General features: G+C 54.4%; 18 protein-coding genes. 16 read left to right on the top strand and 2 right to left on the bottom strand.

The window, feature by feature from the left end; genetic code table 11:
- Positions 1-18 precede the first annotated feature (18 nt).
- From CIG75_RS14845 to CIG75_RS14835, 3 genes are read left to right on the top strand one after another with little or no spacing between them, the layout of a single operon-like run.
- Positions 19-1,338 carry a tetratricopeptide repeat protein gene (locus CIG75_RS14845; RefSeq protein ID WP_094237341.1) on the top strand — a complete coding sequence of 440 codons (1,320 nt, stop codon included), beginning with the start codon at positions 19-21 and terminating at the stop codon, positions 1,336-1,338.
- A gap of 12 nt (positions 1,339-1,350) precedes the next feature.
- On the top strand, positions 1,351-2,487 hold the full coding sequence (gene hemW / locus CIG75_RS14840; RefSeq protein WP_094237340.1) for a radical SAM family heme chaperone HemW: 1,137 nt from the start codon (positions 1,351-1,353) through the stop codon (positions 2,485-2,487).
- A 46-nt stretch (positions 2,488-2,533) separates the two neighbouring features.
- Entirely contained in the window at positions 2,534-3,484 is a 951-nt protein-coding gene (locus tag CIG75_RS14835) for a RecB family exonuclease (RefSeq protein ID WP_094237339.1), read from the top strand.
- Positions 3,485-3,508: 24 nt separating this feature from the next.
- On the opposite strand, the gene CIG75_RS14830 is transcribed toward CIG75_RS14835, so the two are convergent.
- Entirely contained in the window at positions 3,509-4,591 is a 1,083-nt protein-coding gene (locus CIG75_RS14830) for an AbrB family transcriptional regulator (protein ID WP_094237338.1), read from the bottom strand.
- A 159-nt stretch (positions 4,592-4,750) separates the two neighbouring features.
- Between CIG75_RS14830 and hrcA the strand changes: the two genes are divergently transcribed.
- From hrcA to deoC, 9 genes are all read left to right on the top strand, one after another.
- Positions 4,751-5,788 (top strand): heat-inducible transcriptional repressor HrcA, encoded by a 1,038-nt coding sequence (gene hrcA, locus CIG75_RS14825; RefSeq protein WP_094237337.1) that lies wholly within the window; start codon positions 4,751-4,753, stop codon positions 5,786-5,788.
- Positions 5,789-5,893: 105 nt separating this feature from the next.
- Positions 5,894-7,444, top strand: coding sequence for a TCP-1/cpn60 chaperonin family protein (locus tag CIG75_RS14820; RefSeq protein WP_094237336.1), 1,551 nt, complete (start codon positions 5,894-5,896; stop codon positions 7,442-7,444).
- Positions 7,445-7,476: 32 nt separating this feature from the next.
- Positions 7,477-8,025, top strand: a complete 549-nt coding sequence (gene grpE, locus CIG75_RS14815) for a nucleotide exchange factor GrpE (protein ID WP_227874241.1) — start codon at positions 7,477-7,479, stop codon at positions 8,023-8,025.
- A 79-nt stretch (positions 8,026-8,104) separates the two neighbouring features.
- On the top strand, positions 8,105-9,931 hold the full coding sequence (dnaK, locus tag CIG75_RS14810) for a molecular chaperone DnaK (RefSeq protein WP_094237334.1): 1,827 nt from the start codon (positions 8,105-8,107) through the stop codon (positions 9,929-9,931).
- Between the two features lie 10 nt (positions 9,932-9,941).
- On the top strand, positions 9,942-11,054 hold the full coding sequence (gene dnaJ / locus CIG75_RS14805; RefSeq protein WP_094237333.1) for a molecular chaperone DnaJ: 1,113 nt from the start codon (positions 9,942-9,944) through the stop codon (positions 11,052-11,054).
- Positions 11,055-11,136: 82 nt separating this feature from the next.
- Positions 11,137-12,081 (top strand): 50S ribosomal protein L11 methyltransferase, encoded by a 945-nt coding sequence (prmA, locus tag CIG75_RS14800; RefSeq protein ID WP_094237332.1) that lies wholly within the window; start codon positions 11,137-11,139, stop codon positions 12,079-12,081.
- Positions 12,082-12,087: 6 nt separating this feature from the next.
- Positions 12,088-12,831, top strand: coding sequence for a 16S rRNA (uracil(1498)-N(3))-methyltransferase (locus CIG75_RS14795; RefSeq protein ID WP_094237331.1), 744 nt, complete (start codon positions 12,088-12,090; stop codon positions 12,829-12,831).
- Positions 12,832-12,834: 3 nt separating this feature from the next.
- Positions 12,835-14,214, top strand: coding sequence for a tRNA (N(6)-L-threonylcarbamoyladenosine(37)-C(2))-methylthiotransferase MtaB (gene mtaB, locus CIG75_RS14790; RefSeq protein WP_094237330.1), 1,380 nt, complete (start codon positions 12,835-12,837; stop codon positions 14,212-14,214).
- A 314-nt stretch (positions 14,215-14,528) separates the two neighbouring features.
- The gene (gene deoC, locus CIG75_RS14785) at positions 14,529-15,287 is read left to right on the top strand and encodes a deoxyribose-phosphate aldolase (protein ID WP_094237329.1); all 759 of its coding nucleotides are present in this window, start codon (positions 14,529-14,531) and stop codon (positions 15,285-15,287) included.
- A gap of 3 nt (positions 15,288-15,290) precedes the next feature.
- On the opposite strand, the gene CIG75_RS14780 is transcribed toward deoC, so the two are convergent.
- A complete protein-coding gene (locus tag CIG75_RS14780) occupies positions 15,291-16,232 on the bottom strand; it encodes a Na/Pi cotransporter family protein (RefSeq protein WP_094237328.1) in 942 nt (313 codons plus the stop codon).
- A gap of 89 nt (positions 16,233-16,321) precedes the next feature.
- Between CIG75_RS14780 and CIG75_RS14775 the strand changes: the two genes are divergently transcribed.
- From CIG75_RS14775 to CIG75_RS14760, 4 genes are all read left to right on the top strand, one after another.
- Positions 16,322-17,533, top strand: a complete 1,212-nt coding sequence (locus CIG75_RS14775) for a class I SAM-dependent rRNA methyltransferase (protein WP_094237327.1) — start codon at positions 16,322-16,324, stop codon at positions 17,531-17,533.
- 238 nt (positions 17,534-17,771) lie between these two features.
- Positions 17,772-17,948 carry a 30S ribosomal protein S21 gene (rpsU, locus tag CIG75_RS14770; protein WP_038086206.1) on the top strand — a complete coding sequence of 59 codons (177 nt, stop codon included), beginning with the start codon at positions 17,772-17,774 and terminating at the stop codon, positions 17,946-17,948.
- A 15-nt stretch (positions 17,949-17,963) separates the two neighbouring features.
- Positions 17,964-18,407, top strand: coding sequence for a GatB/YqeY domain-containing protein (locus CIG75_RS14765; RefSeq protein WP_094237326.1), 444 nt, complete (start codon positions 17,964-17,966; stop codon positions 18,405-18,407).
- A 130-nt stretch (positions 18,408-18,537) separates the two neighbouring features.
- Complete coding sequence (locus tag CIG75_RS14760; RefSeq protein ID WP_094237325.1) at positions 18,538-19,896, top strand: NfeD family protein; 1,359 nt, start codon at positions 18,538-18,540, stop codon at positions 19,894-19,896.
- Positions 19,897-19,900 lie beyond the last annotated feature (4 nt).

Genomic DNA, 19,900 nt, shown 5'->3' with positions numbered 1-19,900 from the left:
GGAAAAGGGGATACTACCATGTCTGAACAAGAGAAGCTTGATCTGGGCAAGCAGCAGATTGATGAGATGTTGCGTTACATAGAAGATTTGATGGCGGACGAACAGTATGGCAAAGCGCAGGATGTGTTGAATTCGGCGATGCGCTCCGATCTGTTCGATATTCGGATCTACCAGCGCTATGCGTTCGTTTTGCGGATGCTGGAACTGGATCAGGCGGCCGAAGTGTTTGAAAACTGCGTGATGAATCCGGGCGATCCGGAAGCGTTTTATAAAGCGGCGCATGCGATGATGGGAGATCAGCAGTTTGGCCCGGCGCTCAACCCGCTGTCCCGCGTGATCGAATTGGTGCCGATGGCTGCCAATGCGATCTTTGAACTCGGCTATTGCTTGATGAAGGAGTTCCATCTGGCCGAGGCGCTTGAGCACTTCAAACATGCTCACGAGTTGGCACCGTCGCCGAACACGGCGTTTTATGTGGGCTATATCAGCATGATGCTGGGCGATGTGGCGACGACAAAATCGGTCGTGCCTTTTATCGAGGAGGAGTATCAAAAGGCGGCTCAGGAGCCGGTCACCTTGAACATTCTCAAAGGGATGCTGGAGCGGTACGAAGCGTTCCCGCCGCAGGAAAACAATGTGCGCGATTGGCATTTTGTGCAGTACGGCACACCGCTGTTGCGCCTGTCCGATGAGGATTTGGAAAAGCAGAGCGAATTGAACGGACGTTACGTGTTTATCAACTACGGATTCTTGAATGTGGCGATCGTGCTGGAAACGTTCCGTCGGATGGTGCAGGAAGTGCCCGGTTTTACGAAGTTTGATTATATCGTCCCGACCAGCATGACTGCCGCGCCGATCGCGTTCGCGCTGTCAGAAATGCTCGGCGTGCAGCTCGCCAATCCGCAGGCGTTGGAAACGGACGCCAAGGGGCTTGTGGTGGCGTCTTGGACAAATGAAGTGGACATGATCTCACCGCGGATCGCGCACAACCCGAATATCACGTTGTTCTCGTTTGCGATCGGCTTTACGCAGCAGGCTGGCCTGTGCCCGGAGATGATCGGCTATCTCGATCAGGCGCACCGCATGCCGTGGGAAGAGACGGTGCAGGTTGACGAGAACGGTGAGCGCACCTTGCGCGAGGCGATGACTGCGCCGCCGGAAGTGATCGGACATGCGATCCTCGATCGGGTGCAAGCGGTCAATCAGGAAGAGTTGGACCGCGTGATCGCCTATTACCAAGAGCGTGCTCACCTGCTGAAAGTCGGCAACAACATCAATCAGCCGCGACTTGGCTTCCAGATCGAGTCGCCGGTGCAATCTCTGCGGATGTTTGTGTAAGGAGTAGATGGGATGCGCGTTTCTTCTCTGTATGTACACATTCCGTTTTGTGCGTCGAAATGTTACTACTGCGATTTTAATTCCTACGTCTCCACGTCCGATGTGATGGAACGCTATCTGGACGGGCTCGATCGCGAGTTGGAAGCGGTGGCGGCTGAGTATGCGCACGACCCGCTGAAGACGGTGTTTTTCGGCGGTGGGACACCGACGATGTTCGACTCGCGGCAGACGGAGCGGATGATGAAGATGCTTCATCGCCACTTTCGGATGAGCGACGGGGTGGAAATTTCGGTGGAAGCCAATCCGGGCACGGTCGATTTGGAAAAATTGCATGTGCTGAAGGAGCATGGTGCGAACCGTTTGAGCTTTGGCGTGCAGAGTTTTGAAAACGATCTGCTCGTCAAACTCGGACGGTTGCACGATCGCGATGCGGTTTATCAGTCGTGGGAGTTAGCACGAAAGGCCGGGTTTGAATCGATCAACCTCGATCTGATGTTCGGACTGCCCGGCCAGACGCTCGAAGCGCTCGAGCGCACGCTGCGAGCGTTGATCGAACTGGGGCCAGAGCATGTGTCGTCCTATTCGCTAAAGGTGGAGGAGGGCACGCCCTTCTACACGTGGCATAACCGCGGGCAATTGATCCTGCCGCCCGAGGAAGAAGAGACGCAGATGTACCAGATGGTGATCGACGGGTTCCAGCGGGCTGGGTATGAGATGTATGAGATCTCCAACTTCGCCAAGCCAGGACACCGTTCGCGCCACAATCAGGTCTATTGGCGCAATGAACCGTATATGGCGGTCGGCTCTGGGGCGCACGGCTATGTGGACGGTGTGCGCTATATCAACCAAAAAAATGTGCCAGAGTACATTGAAACCACAGTTCAAGGTCAACGCCCTGTTGTCGAGCAGGAAGTGATCGAAGTCAGAATGCAGCAAGAGGATACGATGATCCTCGGACTGCGTTTGATGGAAGGCGTGTCGTTTGCGCGTTTTGCCAAGCAGCATGGTGTCGAAATGCTCGATGTGTTCGGGGACACCATCACCCGATTTGAAAAATTGGGGCTGTTGGCGGTCGATGAGACCGGGGTGCGCTTGACGCATCAAGGGGTCTTTTTGGCCAATGAGGTGTATGCGGCGTTTTTGGAATAGCGATAAAGTGAAGAGCACTTGACCATTCTGGCAGGTGCTCTTTTGTATGGGAGAGGGGAAGAACATGGCGTTTGGCAACTATCCGGAAAAGTCGTGGTCACATTCCCGAGATCAAATTTTTCAAGAATGTCCACGCAAATATTATTATCACTACTATGGCGCGCACAACGGGTGGCGAAACGATGCCCCGCAGGAGGCGCAGACCGTCTATCGCTTGAAAAACCTGCTCAATCTCTACCTGTACTTTGGCGAAACGCTGCACAGTGTGGCGGAGATGTACATCAACCATTGGGAGCAAAAGAGCATCGGCTACATGCGCGAGGAGTTGTACCATCGCATTCGCAATTTGCTCAATCAGGCGTTTAAAGAATCGCTCGACCCCGAGCAGTGGTGGGAAGCACCGAAGCGGCGGAAGATGTTTGCCGAAATGTACTACGCAAAAGAACGCGAACTCCCAAAACATGCGGTCGGGGAGATCAAAAAGCGGATGGATGTCTGTCTGGACCACTTTTTGCAGTGCACAAGCCTGCACGAGGTGATTCGAAATCCTGAGTACCGCTTGGTCGAATCGGAGCGATTGAACACGTTTTTTGTACAGGGGAATAAGGTATATGTGAAATTGGATGCATTGTACCGCCATGAAGACGGGCAGTATGTGATCATCGACTGGAAGACGGGGCTGGAAGATGAACGCATCGAGGAACAGTTGCAACTCTATGCCTATTATCTGCATGAGGTGCAGGGCGTACCGCTTGAGAAAATCGAGATTCGCACCGAATATTTGCTGGCGGAGAAGTGTCAAAAAGACACGGTAGATGGGCGAGGGGTAGAGGCGATTGAGCAAAAGATTGTGGACAGCGCAGCCGAGATGGACCTGATGCTGGTCGATCCGCAGGGCAACCAACCGCGTCCGATCGGTGATTTCCGTCCCGCTTTGGAAGCGCGAAGCTGTAGGTACTGCAACTATCGGCAGGTGTGCACCGTCCAGCATCGTTAGCAGAGCAAAAAGCAGACATTTCGTTTAGACGGCCTGTCTGCTTTTTCTGCCGATCCACCATTTGAGCAACGGCGGCACGGCGAACATGATGAAGAAGATGCGAAACAGTTGATAGGCGGTGACCATAGAGAGGTCGGCATGCACCATCGCCGCGGTGATGCCCATCTCGGCAATTCCGCCGGGGGCGGTGGCGAGAAACGCTGTCGTCAGCCCCATGCCGGTGATCGAGGAGAGCACCGCGCCGAGCAGCAGGGAGAAGAGGACGAGCACGACAGAGGAGAGCACCGTGAAAAGGGTGAGCTTTTTGATGTTGCCAAGGTTTTCGATTTTCATCTGCAAGCCGATATGTACGCCGATCAGCAGTTGGGCGATCAGGATTGTGTCGCTTGGCAACTGCGGCGCAGGCAAACCGAGCAGCACGAGCAGCGCGGTGGCGAGCAAAGGTCCGGTGAGGACGGCAGCTGGCAGGCCGATCTTCCGACCTCCCCACGCGCCGAGCAGTGCCACCAGTAAAAAGAGCGGCCAGATGGACCACCACGGAATCGGCAGAAAGAGTGGTGCATCTTGGCTGATCATGGCGTTGAGCGGCGAATCGAGGTCTGCAGACAGCCCATGCACAGCGAGGAACGGTACGATGAACACAACGCCGAGCAAGCGGATCATCTGCATGAAGGTGACGACCGTCGCGTCTACCTCATCCAGTTCTTCAGAGACGAGCACCATCTGGGTCAGTCCACCCGGCACGTTGCCAAAGACGCCGCTATAAACGCCGATGCCTGCCCCTTTTGCCACCCAGTAGCCGATCGTGCAGGAGAAGAAGACGGTCAAGGCGGTCACGACGAACATAGAAGGCAGATGATGGAGGATTTGCAGTCCCGTCTCTTGTGTGATCGATGCACCGAGCAAGTAGCCGAGCACAAGCGAAGAGAGATCGCGGAAAAAATTGGGCCAGTACAGCTGGCGTTTGGTGGTCAATTGCCAGATCATCACCAGCGTCAGCGGGCCGAGCATCCACGGCAGCGGAACCTGAAGCAGCGTAAACAGCAGGCCTCCGAATAGGGCGATACTGAGCGCTTCGAAAAAGGAAAGCGTTCTCTTGAACCGCATCCAATCACCTCCTCCTTCCACATAGTTTCTCTATACTGTACATGATCCAGCAAAAAATTACATCGTCTCCGTTGACAACGGAAGCGCGTTTTTGCTACATTCATAATAGAAATTAGCACTCGGTCACTCTGAGTGCTAACAAAAAGGAGACTGGCCATCATGTTGACAGATCGTCAGAAAATCATTTTACAAATTCTCGTAGATGATTACATTCTTACGGCTGAACCGGTTGGCTCCCGTACGATCTCCAAACGGCCAGATGTGTCGATTTCTCCTGCTACAATTCGCAATGAAATGGCAGACTTGGAGGAAATGGGGTACTTGGAGCAGCCGCATACGTCTGCTGGACGCATCCCTTCGCAAAAAGGGTATCGGTTCTATGTCGATCATCTGCTCCGACCATCTGAAGCGCCCGACTATGACCCACACGATCTGCGCGTGGAAATTTTGCAGAAGATCGATCAGATGGAACAGGTCGTGCAACAGTCGGCAACCATTTTGTCATCTTTGACCAATTATACGGCGATCGTGCTCGGTCCGAAGGTGATGACCACCAAGCTTCGACAGATCCAACTGGTGCCTTTGCTGGATCGCAAAGCGGTGGCGATCATCGTCATGGACAACGGACATGTGGAAAACCGCATGGTCACGATCCCAGATGGCGTCGAAGTCGAGTCGATCACCCGTTTCATCGAATTGCTCAATCGCAAGCTCGTTGGCGTTCCGGTGCCAGAGTTGAAGGCTCGACTGCATTCGGAGATCGCAAACGAATTGCAGCGTTACTCGCAACAGTTTGAATCGGCGATGTTGCTGTTCGATCAGATGACAGAAGTTCAAGATCCTGAACAGTCAAAAGTGTATCTGGGCGGCACCACGAAGATTTTGAACCAACCGGAGTTTCGCACGGTGGAAAAGTTAAAACCGTTGCTCGACATGTTCGAACAGACGGATGACTTGATCCGCCTCATCGATCTGGCTCATCATAAGCCGGGGATACAGATTCGCATCGGTGCGGAAAATGATCATGAGACATTTCACAACTGTTCGCTGATCACCGCCACTTACACGATTGAAGGCAAACCGGTCGGTACGATCGGCGTCGTGGGCCCGACGCGAATGGATTATGCGCGCACGATTGCGGTGATGCAGGGGTTGGCGAACAACCTATCTGTCTTGCTCACCCATCTGTATAAATAGAGCGCGCGTGACCATACTTGAAACGTGCAGTTTTTGCTAGTTCTGATTGTAAATCAATAGGGAAGGCACGTTGCTTTCCCTTCTTTTAAATAAGGAGTTGTCCCGATGAGTCAGACCTCTGGCAGTCCGAAAGCAAGCGAACAAGACGAGCGTTTATCCGCACTCTATTCGAACACGACGGCTGTTCGGGCCATTGCATCGGCTGTGGAAGGCACGATCGGTCCTAAAGGACTTGATACGATGCTCGTCGATACACAAGGCAATGTGATCATCACCAACGATGGTGTGACCATCTTAAATCGGATGGAAGTCGTCCACCCCGCCGCCAAGATGCTGATCAACGTGGCTTCGGCCCAGCAAGAAGAGATCGGCGACGGCACGACGACGGCGACCTTGTTAGCTGCGGCATTGCTGCAAGAGGGCGTCGCCCAAGTTGAGCGCGGCGTTCCGGTGACGCGAGTGATCGAAGGCATCCAAGTTGGCGTGCAATTCGCTTTGGAGCGGATGCAGAGCCGCGCGCGCAGTTTGGAAGAACAAGGCCGGGATGCACTCTATCAGGTCGCGATGGTCGCAGGTCGTGAGCATCAAGATATTGCGAGGCTGGTCACCGAATCGGCACGTCTGATCGGGGATGAAAAGCTGAACAGCGAAGATTTTCGCCTATCTGACACCGTGATGGCAGTGGTAGGGGCGCAGTCACAAGTATTTCAAGGTGCTGTGATCGACAAGCAGCGCATGTCACCGCAGATGCCCAAGCGGGTGGAAGCGGCCAGGGTGCTGATCGTCGATGATGAGTTGGAGGCGGAGGAGCTCGACAGTGAAGCGCTCGGCACGGAGGCCGGGTTCCTGCTCTATCGCCAATATAAAGAAGAGTTCCGCGCTAACTTGGTACGACTGGTAAGCGCTGGCGTCAGCGCCGTATTTACCGACCGTGGCGTTTCTCCCGTCGCCGAAGAGGTGCTGGGCGAAGCGGGCGTGCTAATCGTACAACGCGTGATGCAGAAAGATTTGCGCAAGATCGCAGAACATACGGGTGCGCGTCCGATCAAACGTACCGGACTGTCCAAGGGGACAGAGGAACTACATAAGTTTTTGGGCTTTGCAGAACTGATCTATGAAGATGAACGCATGGAGAACATCCGCATCGTGGGTGGCTCTGGCAAGCCGATGGCGACCATTTTGATCGGCGCTTCGACCGAAGAAGTGGTTGGCGAACGATTGCGGATCGCCAAAGATGCGGCCGCTTCTGTGCAAGCGGCGGTGCGTGGCGGTATCGTTCCCGGCGGAGGCGCCTTGGAGTTGTGGGCGTCTCGCGAAGTGGAAAAGCGGCGCGAGACGGTGCGCGGCATGACCGGGTTTGGCGTGGAAGCGGTGGCCAAAGCACTGCGCCGCCCGATGACGCAAATCGTGCTCAACGCTGGTTTCAATCCGCTCGAAAAAGTAGAAGAAGCGAGCGTGGCACAAATCGAGCAGGACTCGGATACTTTGGCGATCGACTGCGATGAAGGCACGGTGGTCGATATGATCGCGCAAGGTGTTTTCGATCCGACGCCGGTCAAACTCCACGCCCTAAGAGCGGCAGGAGAAGTGACCGTCGCAATCATGCGGATTCACACGATCATCCGCATGAAGGAGGAAAGGACTTACGAAGAGTAAGTGCCGTGTTTACCACGTGAAGGAGGATGGATATGGAGCAAGAGAACCAGAACCTGCAGGAAGAAGAGGTAGAAACTGAAACTTCTGCCGAAGCAAATGAAACAGTGACCGATCAGCGGAGCCGCGAAGAGCTGTTGGCCGAAGTGGCGAGGCTGTCGGCAGAAGCGGAGGATAACAAAACCCGCTACCTGCGTTCGCAAGCAGATTTTGATAATTTCCGCCGCAGAAGCCGTCAGGAAAAAGATGAGTTTGCTGCCTATGCCAACGTGAAGCTGATCGAGGAGCTGCTCCCCGTGCTGGACACCTTCGAGATGGCGCTCAAATCGACCGGAGAGAGCGACGCGCAAACGGTGCTCACCGGCGTCGAGATGGTCTATCGTCAATTGATGGTCGCCTTGGAGAAAGAAGGTCTAGCGGCGATCGAAGCGGTCGGCCAACCGTTCGACCCGAACCTGCACGATGGCATCATGCAGGTCGAATCTGCCGATCATCCCGCAAACACCGTCGTACAGGAATTGCGCAAAGGCTATAAAGTAAAAGACAAAGTCGTGCGCCCGTCGATGGTGCAAGTCAGCCAGTAATCGGCAACACCGTAACTTCGCGTATCACTTTCTTTTCCTATACAAAAACGAACCCAACCCACAGGAGGTCTTCTGAACAATGAGTAAAGTAATCGGTATTGACCTTGGTACAACCAACTCTTGCGTATCCGTGATGGAGGGCGGCGAGCCCGTCGTCATCCCGAACGCTGAAGGCAACCGCACCACCCCGTCCGTACTGTCGATGAAAAACGGCGAGCGCATGGTCGGTGATGTGGCAAAACGTCAAGCGGTGACCAACCCGGATACCGTCATGTCTGTAAAGCGTCACATGGGTACCAACCACAAAGAAGTGGTGGAAGGCAAAGAGTACACCCCGCAAGAAATCTCGGCGATGATCCTGCAAAAGCTGAAGGCTGATGCAGAAGCATATCTCGGTGAAACGGTAACCCAAGCGGTCGTCACCGTTCCGGCATACTTCAACGACGCACAGCGCCAAGCGACCAAAGATGCTGGCCGCATCGCAGGTCTTGATGTGTTGCGCATTGTCAACGAACCGACCGCAGCTGCACTTGCATATGGTTTGGATAAAGAAGAAGACCAAACGATCCTGATCTACGACCTGGGTGGTGGTACGTTCGACGTGTCCATCCTCGAACTGGGCGACGGCGTCTTCGAAGTAAAAGCAACTTCCGGTAACAACAGCTTGGGTGGCGATGACTTTGACCAAAAGATCATCGACTTCCTGGTCGATGGCTTCAAGAAGGAAAATGGCATCGATCTCTCGAAAGACAAAATGGCACAGCAACGTCTGAAAGACGCAGCGGAAAAAGCGAAGAAAGACCTGTCTGGCGTGGCACAAACCACGATTTCCCTGCCGTTCATCACCGCAGATGCATCCGGTCCGAAGCACTTGGAAGTCAACCTGACCCGTGCGAAATTTGACGAATTGACAGCCGATCTCGTTGAAGCGACGATGGTTCCGGCCCGCCAAGCGCTGAAAGACTCCGGCCTGTCCGCTTCGCAAATCGACAAAGTGGTACTCGTCGGTGGTTCGACTCGGATTCCGGCCGTGGTGGAAGCGGTGAAAAAGTTTATCGGCAAAGACCCTTCCAAAGGCGTCAACCCGGACGAAGTGGTCGCGATCGGCGCTGCGATTCAAGGCGGCGTTCTGACTGGTGAAGTGAAAGACGTCGTGTTGCTCGACGTCACTCCGCTCTCCCTCGGTATCGAAACGCAAGGCGGTATCGCAACTCGCATGATCGAGCGCAACACGACAATCCCGACTTCCAAGTCGCAAGTATACTCGACGGCTGCAGACAGCCAGACCTCGGTTGAAATCCATGTGTTGCAAGGTGAGCGCGAGTTTGCCCGCGACAACAAAACGCTCGGCCGTTTCATCTTGGGCGACATCCCGCCGGCACCGCGCGGTATTCCGCAAATCGAAGTGACCTTCGACATCGACGCAAACGGGATCGTCAACGTCTCCGCAAAAGACCTCGGCACTGGCAAGAGCCAAAAGATCACGATCACTTCGAACACCGGCCTGTCCGATGATGAAGTCGAGCGCATGGTCAAAGAGGCGGAAGCAAACGCAGAAGAAGACAAGAAGCGCCGCGAAGAGGTAGATGTGCGCAACAATGCGGACTCCCTCGTCTACCAAACCGAAAAGACCCTCAAGGATCTTGAAGGCAAAGTGGATCAAGCGGACATCGACAACGCGAACGCTGCGAAAGACAAAGTGAAAGCGGCGCTCGAAGGTTCCGACATCGAAGCGATCAAAGCAACTTCCGAAGAGTTGAGCCAAGTCGTTCAACAGCTGTCGGTCAAACTGTACGAGCAAGCGGCACAAGCGCAGCAAGCACAAGGTGGCGACCAAGGCGACGCGAAACAGGATGACAACGTAGTGGATGCAGACTACGAAGTCGTTGACGAAGATAAGAAATGAGTGAGTGCTCGTGAGTAAACGAGATTTTTATGAGGTGCTTGGCGTCGGCAAGGATGCCGCACCAGAAGAAATCAAAAAAGCATACCGCAAAGCGGCTCGCCAGTATCACCCGGACGTCAACAAGGACGATCCGTCTGCGGCCGACAAGTTTAAAGAAGTGACTGAAGCTTACGAAGTGCTGTCAGACAGCAGCAAGCGTTCACGTTACGACCAGTTCGGGCATCAAGACCCGAACAGCTTTGGTGGCGGTGATGGCTTTGGCGGCAATGGCTTCGGTGATATTTTCGACATGTTCTTCGGCGGCGGCGGTCGTCAACGCGGCGGTCCGCAGCGCGGTCAAGACCTCCAGTACCAGATGCAGATCGACTTTAAAGAGGCTGCATTTGGTGCGGATAAAGAAGTTGAGATTCCGCGTTGGGAAGAGTGCGATACCTGTGAAGGTTCCGGTGCGAAACCGGGCACCAAAGTTGCGACCTGCGGCACTTGCCGCGGCACAGGGCAACAGGAGCAGGTGGTCTCCACGCCGCTTGGTCGGATGGTCAACCGCACGACATGCCGCACGTGCAGCGGGTCGGGGAAAAAGATCGAACAACGTTGCGGCACTTGCCACGGCGAAGGAAAAGTACGCAAGCGTCGCACGATCAAGATCAACATCCCGTCGGGCGTCAATACGGGCAATCGCATCCGCATTCCAGGTGCGGGTGAGATGGGCAGCAAAGGCGGTCCGCAGGGCGATCTGTTCATCGTCTTCGTGGTCAAAGAGCATGATTTCTTTGAGCGCGACGGTGAAGATGTGCACTGCCAAGTCCCGCTGACGTTTGTGCAGGCGGCACTTGGCGATGAGATCGAAGTGCCGACGATCGACGGCAAAGTGAAGTTGAAAATCCCGGCGGGTACGCAATCGGGCAAAGTGTTCCGTCTGCGCAGCCAAGGGATTCCGCACTTGAACCGCAACAACATTCGCGGCGACCAACACGTGCACGTCGTAGTCGTCACCCCGACTAACCTGAACGACAAGCAAAAAGAATTGCTGCGCGAACTGGCTTCGTCGATGGGTGAAGAAACGCATGAGCAGGAACGCTCGCTGTTTGAACGGTTGAAATCTGCCTTTTTAGGCGACTGATTCTCATCCACAGGAGAGGAGGATGCTCCGGATTTTGGGGCATCCTATCACCTGTGGATTTTGACTTGAGGAGGAACGTTTTATGAAGTGGGCAGAAGTGCAAGTCTCCACCACGTCTGAGGTGATCGAAGCTGTCTCGGCGATCCTTGAAAAATACGGCGCGACCGGCGTCGTCATCGAGGACAGCAGCGACTTGACCCGCACGTGGGAAGATCGCTATGGTGAAATCTACGGTCTGAACCCGGCCGATTTTCCGGAATCGGGCGTGCGCGTGAAGGCGTATATCTCCGTCGAGACATGGGAAGATACGATGCTTGATGCGATTTTGGCAGAAGTCAAAGGGTTGTCCGAACTAGGGCTCGATCCGTCCCCTGCTCTCGTCACCTGCCGCATCGCCGATGAGGAAGAATGGGCTGACGAGTGGAAAAAATACTACCACCCGGTACGCGTGACCGAGCGTTTGACGATCAAGCCGACCTGGGAGCAATATACGCCTGAGCGCGACGATGAGATCATCATCGAACTCGACCCTGGGATGGCGTTTGGCACGGGCACGCACCCGACGACAGCGCTGTGCATGCGGACGCTGGAGCGAGTGGTACGGCCTGGCGATACGGTGGTCGATGTCGGTGCGGGTACAGGTATTCTTTCGATCGCCTGTGCCAAGCTCGGGGCTGAGCACGTGCTGGCACTCGACCTTGACCCGGTGGCGGTGCAGGTGGCTGGCGAGAACATCGAGCTGAACGGCGAAGCGAACAAAGTGACCGTTCGCGCCAACGACCTGCTACAAGGGGTCGAGGAAAAATACGATGTGGTGGTTGCGAACATTTTGGCGGAGATCATCTTGCTGTTGATCCCGAGCGCGGCCGATGTGATGAAAGAAAATGCCACGCTGATCACCTCTGGTATCATCAAGGAAAAAGCAGAATTGGTGAGTGCCGCATTGAAGGAGCACGGCTTTGAAATCATAGATACCATCACCGAAGAAGACTGGGTTGCACTCGTGGCCAAACGAGAGAGGAGCTGACGATTCGTGCAGCGCTACTTTGTGGAGCCAGAAGCGATTCAAAACGGAGCGGTGACGATCACAGGCGATGATGTGAAGCATATCGTTCGCGTGTTGCGCATGGAAGCGGGCGAGCAAGTGATCGTCTGCGATGGGGTTGGACACGCCTACCTCGTCGAATTGACCGAACTTGGCGGCGAGCAGGTGGTGGGCCGGATTATGGAGCAATTGGCAGACACGGCCGAACCCCGCGTAAAAATTACCTTGGCGCAAGGCTTGCCAAAAGGTGATAAAATGGACTTGATTGTCCAAAAAGGGACCGAGGTGGGCATCTCCCGCTTCGTGCCCTTGGAGATGGCGCGCTGCATCGTGCAGTACGACCAGAAAAAAGAACAAAAGCGCCGTGAGCGCTGGCAGAAGATCGCCAAAGAAGCGGCAGAGCAGGCACACCGTACGCTGATTCCCTCTGTGGGGATCGGGATGACCTTGAAACAGCTTGTGGGGAACTTGGATGGATTTGACCTTGTGCTCGTTCCGTATGAAGGAGAAAAGGCGCGCGGTTTGCGCGAGGTGTTACAGGAGCATCCGGATGTGGGGCACATCTGTGTCGTGATCGGTCCGGAAGGCGGCATTTCCGAAGCGGAAATTGAAACGGCACTGGCTGCGGGAGCAATTCCCGTGACCCTCGGGCCGCGAATCTTGCGTACCGAGACGGCCGGCCTGGTGACCGCGGCCTGCATCTGCTATCAAGTTGGCGAGATGGGAGGGTAAGCCATGAGCACAGTAGCTTTTCATACACTTGGCTGTAAAGTAAACTCGTACGATACAGAAGCGATCTGGCATCTGTTTCGCGAGAAGGGATATGCACAGGTAGAGTTTGACGACATGGCCGATGTCTATGTGATCAATACCTGTACGGTCACGCACACGGGGGATAAGAAATCACGTCAGATGATTCGTCGCGCCATCCGCAAGAATCCGGAAGCGACGGTGGTCGTCACGGGCTGTTATGCACAGGTGGCACCGGACGAAATTTTGGAAATCCCAGGTGTGGACTTGGTCATCGGAACACAGGGTCGCGAGCAGATCATCGACTATGTGGAGCAGGCGCAGTCGGAGAAGAACCCGTTTAAAGTGGTGGCTTCCGTTCGCAAACAACGCCACTTTGAAGAGCTCGATGTGCCTTCTTTCAATGACCGCACACGGGCGTCTCTAAAGATTCAGGAAGGTTGTAACAATTTCTGCACCTTCTGTATTATCCCGTATTCCCGTGGCTTCATTCGTTCACGCGATCCGCAAAATGTGATCCGTCAAGCGAAGAAACTGGTCGAAGCGGGTTACTACGAGATCGTGCTGACCGGAATTCACACTGGCGGATATGGGGACGATCTGGACAACTATAACTTGGCAGATCTGCTCGTCGATCTGGAGCGCGAGGTGCCCGAGTTGCGTCGCATCCGGATTTCGTCGATCGAAGCGTCGGAGTTGGATGACAAGATGATCAAGGTGCTGTCCGCTTCGAAAAAAGTGGTGCGCCACCTCCACATTCCGCTGCAATCCGGCTCGAATCGCGTGCTGGATCGCATGAACCGCAAGTATACGGTCGAGCAGTTTGCAGAGCGTTTGCAAGCGGTGCGCCGTGCGCTTCCTGAGCTTGCGATCACCTCTGACGTGATCGTCGGTTTCCCGGGCGAGGCGGTCGAAGATTTTGAGAACACCTATCATTTCATCAAAGATCAGCATTTTGCCGATCTGCATGTGTTCCCTTACTCGCAGCGCAACTTTACTCCGGCTGCAAAGTATAAAGACCAGGTGCCGGAGCGGGAGAAAGAAGCGCGGGTGACCCGGCTGATTCAGCTCGCGAACTCGCTGCAAGTGCAATATTCTGCGAAGTTCATCGGGCAGACGCTGGAAGTGATTCCGGAGGAGCGCGATGAGACGGGCAAGCTGATCGGATACACGGACAATTACATCAAAGTCCAGTTTGACGGCGATGATGAATTACTCGGTGAAGTCTGCGCCATCCGCCTTGATGTGGCGGGGCCGGAGCTTTCGCAAGGCACATTTGTCGAGCGTCTGACCTTCACCGAAAAAGAGGAACCAGAACTTCCGACTGCACCATTTGCAGGAGCGATCGAGCTTGAGATGATCTAAGCGATCTGGTGATGAAGCGAACACCCCTCAACACAAGTTGGGGGGTGTTTGTGTTTGGGCCAGTAATGGGCAAAGCAATCGGTGGCGTATCGACATTTCTGACCGAAGAGGACGAGGTCCGCTCGCTGAAAATTTTCGAACATCGACCAAGAGATGAACATTTTTTTGCACTCCTTGTCAGAAACTAATCGAATCAAACGAAGCAGAGCCAATCGTCTGACAGCCCGTACCAACCGAACTTCTAGGAATCGGAGTGGAAGTGAGGGAAAATGTGAAGTATAATTACGGCTAGGTTTGCCAGAGGAGGAAAAACAATGAACGAGATCATCAGCCAGGCAAGAGCGGCGGTAGAAGCTGCAATTGGTTCTGTACATATTGAAGAAGGATCGTACACCCCAGTACCGGAAGCAGAGGCGACTGCGATCATCGACCATACTCTGCTCAAGGCGGACGCATCGCCCGAGGCGATCGACACGCTCTGTGCGGAAGCGAAAACGCACAATTTCTTTTCTGTCTGTGTCAATCCTGTCTACGTTTCGCGCGCTGCGAAAAATCTCGCAGGCAGTCAGGTGAAAGTCTGCACGGTCATCGGTTTTCCGCTTGGAGCTAGCACCAAGGAGACCAAAGCTTTCGAAGCGCATGATGCCGTTGAAAAAGGCGCGCATGAAGTTGACACGGTCATCCCGGTCGGCTTGCTCAAGGCGGGCGAACTGCAAGCGGTCTACGAAGACATCAAAGCGGTTGTTGAGGCGGTCGGCGACCGTGCGCTGACCAAAGTGATCATCGAAACGGCACTGCTCACCGACCATGAGAAAGCGATCGCTTCTCTGCTGTCTGTCGCAGCTGGAGCCGATTTTGTCAAAACATCGACCGGGTTTTCCACTGGCGGCGCGACTCCGGAAGACGTGCGCCTGATGCGTGCGGCGGTCGGCCCGAGCATCGGGGTCAAAGCTTCTGGCGGCGTGCGCTCGCTCGAAGATGCGGTCAACGTGATGCAGGCAGGTGCCAACCGCATTGGCTGTTCGGCAGGTGTTTCCATCGCGGAAGGCCGCTCGTCCACATCGAGCTACTAATCATCATGTGGGTGAGGTTCGATCTGGCATCAGCCAGATGACCAAGTCGGCGTACCATTTGGTGAACGGCCAGACGGCGAGCGAAGAGATCACGTTGAACAAAAGGTGCGAAGTGGCCACTTGTACGGAAATATTGTCGGCCAGCATCCGACAGAGCTCGGCCAAGCCGGAGAGAAAGGGCAGGAACACCAACACCCCAAACACGTTTAAGATGACGTGAGCAAGTGCCACGCGCTTGGCGTTGAGCGGCTGACCGAACGCGGCGATCACCGAGGTGACACAGGTTCCGATGTTGTTGCCCAGGATGATCGCAATCGCGCCTTCCAGACCGATCAACCCTTGTCCAGCCAAAACGATAGTCAACATCGTCGTCGCTGTCGAAGAGGTGATGATCGCCGTCAGCACACATCCGGCCAGCACGCCGAGCAGCGGGTGGTGGGAAGACTCGGCCAAGATGTCTTTAAACCAAGCGGTATGACTGAGCGGCTCCAAAGCCCGTTCGATCAGTTCCAGCGCCAGAAAGATCGCGGCAAACCCGAGCACTGCTAGTCCGATGTACTTGTATTTCCCTCGCAAGACTAGCGATAACACCGCACCGACGATCACAGAGGGAATGATCAACGCGTCCAAATTGAAGGAGAGCATCTGCGTGGTGAATGTCGTGCCGATGTTGGTGCCGAGAATCACGCCCAACGAGTCGGCAAATGTCATCACGCCAGCTGAGACCAGCCCGATCGAGATGATGCTGACCCCTGCGCTGGAGTGGATCAGCGCGGTCAGCACCGTCCCGGTGACGAGACCTCGCGTCGGGGTTTTCACAAAGCGGCTGATGATCTGTGGCAGGCGATCGATCGCCATGCGCTCCATACCGGTGCGCATGATCCACATTCCAGCTAAAAAACCGGACAAGCCGAGCAACAAGAGCAAGAGCGATTTCCATATCATGTGATTTACCTCCAAGACACAGACTCTCTACCACATGCTTATGCAGACTCGTCCACAGACTTGTATGATTTAAAAGGAGAACTGTCACCATGGCTAGCGTTTATCTGAACAAAAAGCGCAAAAAGCGCTTGGAAGCCGGGCATCCTTGGGTGTTCAAAGGGGAGATCGCCCGCATCGAAGGCGATCCGAACCCAGGTGACATCGTCACCGTACATGCCGCAAACGGCATGTTTTTAGCCAAAGGGTATTTCAATCCGCGCTCGATGATTCAAGTGCGCGTGATGACCTACAATCAGGAAGAAAAGATTGATCAAGCGTACTTTGTCCGCCGCATTCAAGAGGCGTGGGACTACCGCAAGCGCATGTTGCATGACACGGGCGGTTGCCGCTTGGTCTATGGAGAAGCCGATTTTCTGCCGGGCTTAGTCGTCGATAAATTTGGCGACACGCTCGTCGTGCAGATCTTGGCGCTCGGCATGGAAGTTCGCAAACAAGAGATCATCAGCGCCCTGCTGGAAGTTGTCCAGCCCAAGGCGATCTATGAGCGCAGCGATGTCGGTGTGCGCGAATTGGAGGGCTTGGAGCAGACGACCGGACTGTTGCACGGGGAACTTGATGAGACGATCGTGATTCAGGAAAACGGCCTGAAGATGATCGTCGATGTGGTGGGCGGACAAAAGACTGGCTACTTTTTTGACCAGCAGGAAAATCGAGCGGCGATCAAAGACTATGTCAAAACGGGCGTGGACGGCCAACCGGGTGCGTCCGTGTTGGAGTGCTTCTCGCACACCGGCTCGTTTACTGTGCATGCTGCTGCGTTCGGTGCCAAACAGATCACCTGTCTGGACATCTCTGAGCATGCGATCGACACGGCGATTCGCAATGTGGAGATCAATGGGATGGAAGATGATGCCGATTTTGAATTTGTCGTGGCCGATGCGTTTGAACAGTTGCGCGAGTGGGAGCGGGAAGGTCGAAAATGGGACACGGTCATTTTGGACCCGCCAGCCTTTGCCAAATCGAAGCATGCGATCGAAGGCGCGATGCGCGGCTATAAGGAGATCAACCTGCGCGGCATGAAGCTGGTTAAAGAGCGAGGCTTTTTGATCACCGCGTCGTGCTCGTACCATATGCATCCCGACCTCTTTTTGGAAACGATCGCTGAGGCGGCGATCGATGCGAAAAAAATTCTTCGCCTGGTAGAATTCCGCACGGCAGGACGTGACCATCCGAAAATTCATGGGATGGATGAAAATAATTATCTCAAATTCGCTGTTTTTGAGGTGCGAAGCCGCAAATAGCCTTGCAAACCGCGCTTTTACGCGGGTGCAAAATGTTAAATATGATGTAGTATAACGGGGAAATGTTTACTTTTATAGGTGTATGCACTATAATTGTTGGGCATTGAGCCTGCACGTCAGTTGACATTGTTTTTGCCACTATACTATAATGTCTTTTGACGGACTATTGTCTGCTCTCTGGTCTACCGAATGATGCATTCGGTATATGTAGTTGCTTGGCGGAGGGAGGGAAATCAAGGTGTCAGAAGTCAAGGTTCGCAAGAATGAATCTTTGGATAGCGCACTTCGTAGATTTAAGCGTGCTACCGCTAAGGATGGTATCCTCGCGGAAGTCAAGAAGCGCAAACATTACGAAAAACCCAGCGTCGCCCGTAAGAAAAAATCCGAGGCTGCTCGCAAGAAGAAGAAATACTAAGGAGGCAGTTTTACCATGAGTCTAACCGAACGTTTAAGCAATGATATGAAACAAGCGATGAAGGATAAAGACAAAGTCCGCTTGTCGGTTATTCGCATGGTTCGGACGGCGATCAAGAACGCTGAGATCGATAGTAAAATAACGCTTTCAGACGATGAAGTGATTGCCGTATTGAATCGCGAACTCAAACAACGTCGTGATTCCCTCCAAGCATTTGAATCTGCAGGCCGCCAGGATTTGATTGATGATGTTAAGCAGGAGATTGTAGTCCTGATGGATTATCTTCCGGCGCAATTGTCCGAAGATGAGGTCCGTGCTATCGTCAAGGAAGTCATCGCGGAGACCGGCGCTGCTGGAAAGAAGGACATGGGGAAACTGATGTCCGCGCTGATGCCCAAGGTGAAGGGGCGTGCCGATGGCAAGCTCGTGAACCAAGTGGTGCAAGCAGAACTCCAATAATGATTCGTACAAAGGAGCCATGTGTCGATTTCGACATATGGCTTTTTGTGTTTTCAAGGTGTATGCAACTTTTGGATCGTTGATCCGTACATATAGATGGGATTTCTGACAAAGGAAAGGAGGCGCCAAGATGAAGCGACTTTTCCTTGGTTTCATCATCTGTCTATTGCTTGTGGCGCCCTTTGCTGGACTGAGCGGCCCACAGGTACAGGCCGCCACGGACGGCAGTGTATTTGTGATACCGGTAGTAAATGAGATTGAAACGGGCTTGACGACCTCGTTGCGCCGAGCCTTTGCGCTGGCCGCAGAAGAGCGGGCGCAGGCGATCGTGCTCGACATCGACACGCTGGGAGGCCGCGTGGATGCGGCGATGGAGATTGGCGAGTTGATCCGCACCTCGCAAGTCCCGGTGATCGCTTATGTGCAGAGCAAGGCGATCTCCGCTGGCTCCTACATCGCGTTAAATGCGCCACACCTCGCGATGGCGCCCGGTGCGACGATCGGCGCCGCCGAAGTGCGGCAGAGCGATGGCGAACTGCCCGACCCGAAAGTGGTCGCCTTCTGGCGGGCGGAGATGGTCGCTGCTGCTGAGCACACCGGACGCGATACGAAGATCGTCGCCGGCATGGTTGACCGCAATCTGGAGATCGAAGGGCTGAAACAACAAGGCGAATTGGTGTCCCTTTCGGCGGAGCAGGCGTTGACCTATCGATTGGCCGATGGTATTTTTCCAGATTTAACGTCGGCGCTCGCCCACTATGGCTTTGAATCGGCTGAGCTGCGCGTGTACAAGCCATCGGTATCGGAGAAGATCGGGAGGTTTGTCACGCAGCCGCTGGTGATTCCGCTGTTGTTGCTGATCGGATTGATGGGGCTGACTTGGGAACTCATCGTGCCGGGCAAGGTGCTCCCCGGTTTGATCGGTGCTGGAAGTTTGGCTTTGTATTTCTGGGGCCATATGGCGGCCGGATTTGCCGGGTGGGAGTCGGTCATCCTGTTTCTGGCTGGGCTCGTGCTGATGATCGCGGAGATTTTTGTAACGGGGTTTGGTATCGTCGGCGCGCTTGGTGTGATCGCACTTGGTGCAGGGGTTGTGCTGGCGGCGTATGATACCGCATATGGTCTGAAAGCCATGCTTTTTGCCATCATTTTATCGATTGTGTTGGGCGGGGTGCTCTTTAAATATTTCGGGCATCTCGGCATGTGGAAGCGGATTATCCACACAGAGCGGCAGGAAAAAGCGAGCGGCTACGTGCCAAACCGCAGTTTCCGCCACATGATGTACCAAGCGGGCCGCACCGTCACACCGCTGCGACCGTCTGGCACCGCCGTCTTTCAGGGACAACGCTTTGACGTGGTCAGTGAAGGAGAGTGGATACCAGTCGATACGGACGTGCAGATCGTCTTAATCGAGGGGACGCGGATCGTCGTGCGCCGATTGGCATCGAATGTGGCAAATCAGGTAATACCGATGAAGGAAGAAGAGTAGGAGG

The sequence above is a fragment of the Tumebacillus algifaecis genome (assembly GCF_002243515.1).
Taxonomy (GTDB): domain Bacteria; phylum Bacillota; class Bacilli; order Tumebacillales; family Tumebacillaceae; genus Tumebacillus_A; species Tumebacillus_A algifaecis.
Note: the sequence above shows the minus strand (reverse complement) of the source record. Positions and strands in the feature narration are given on the sequence as shown.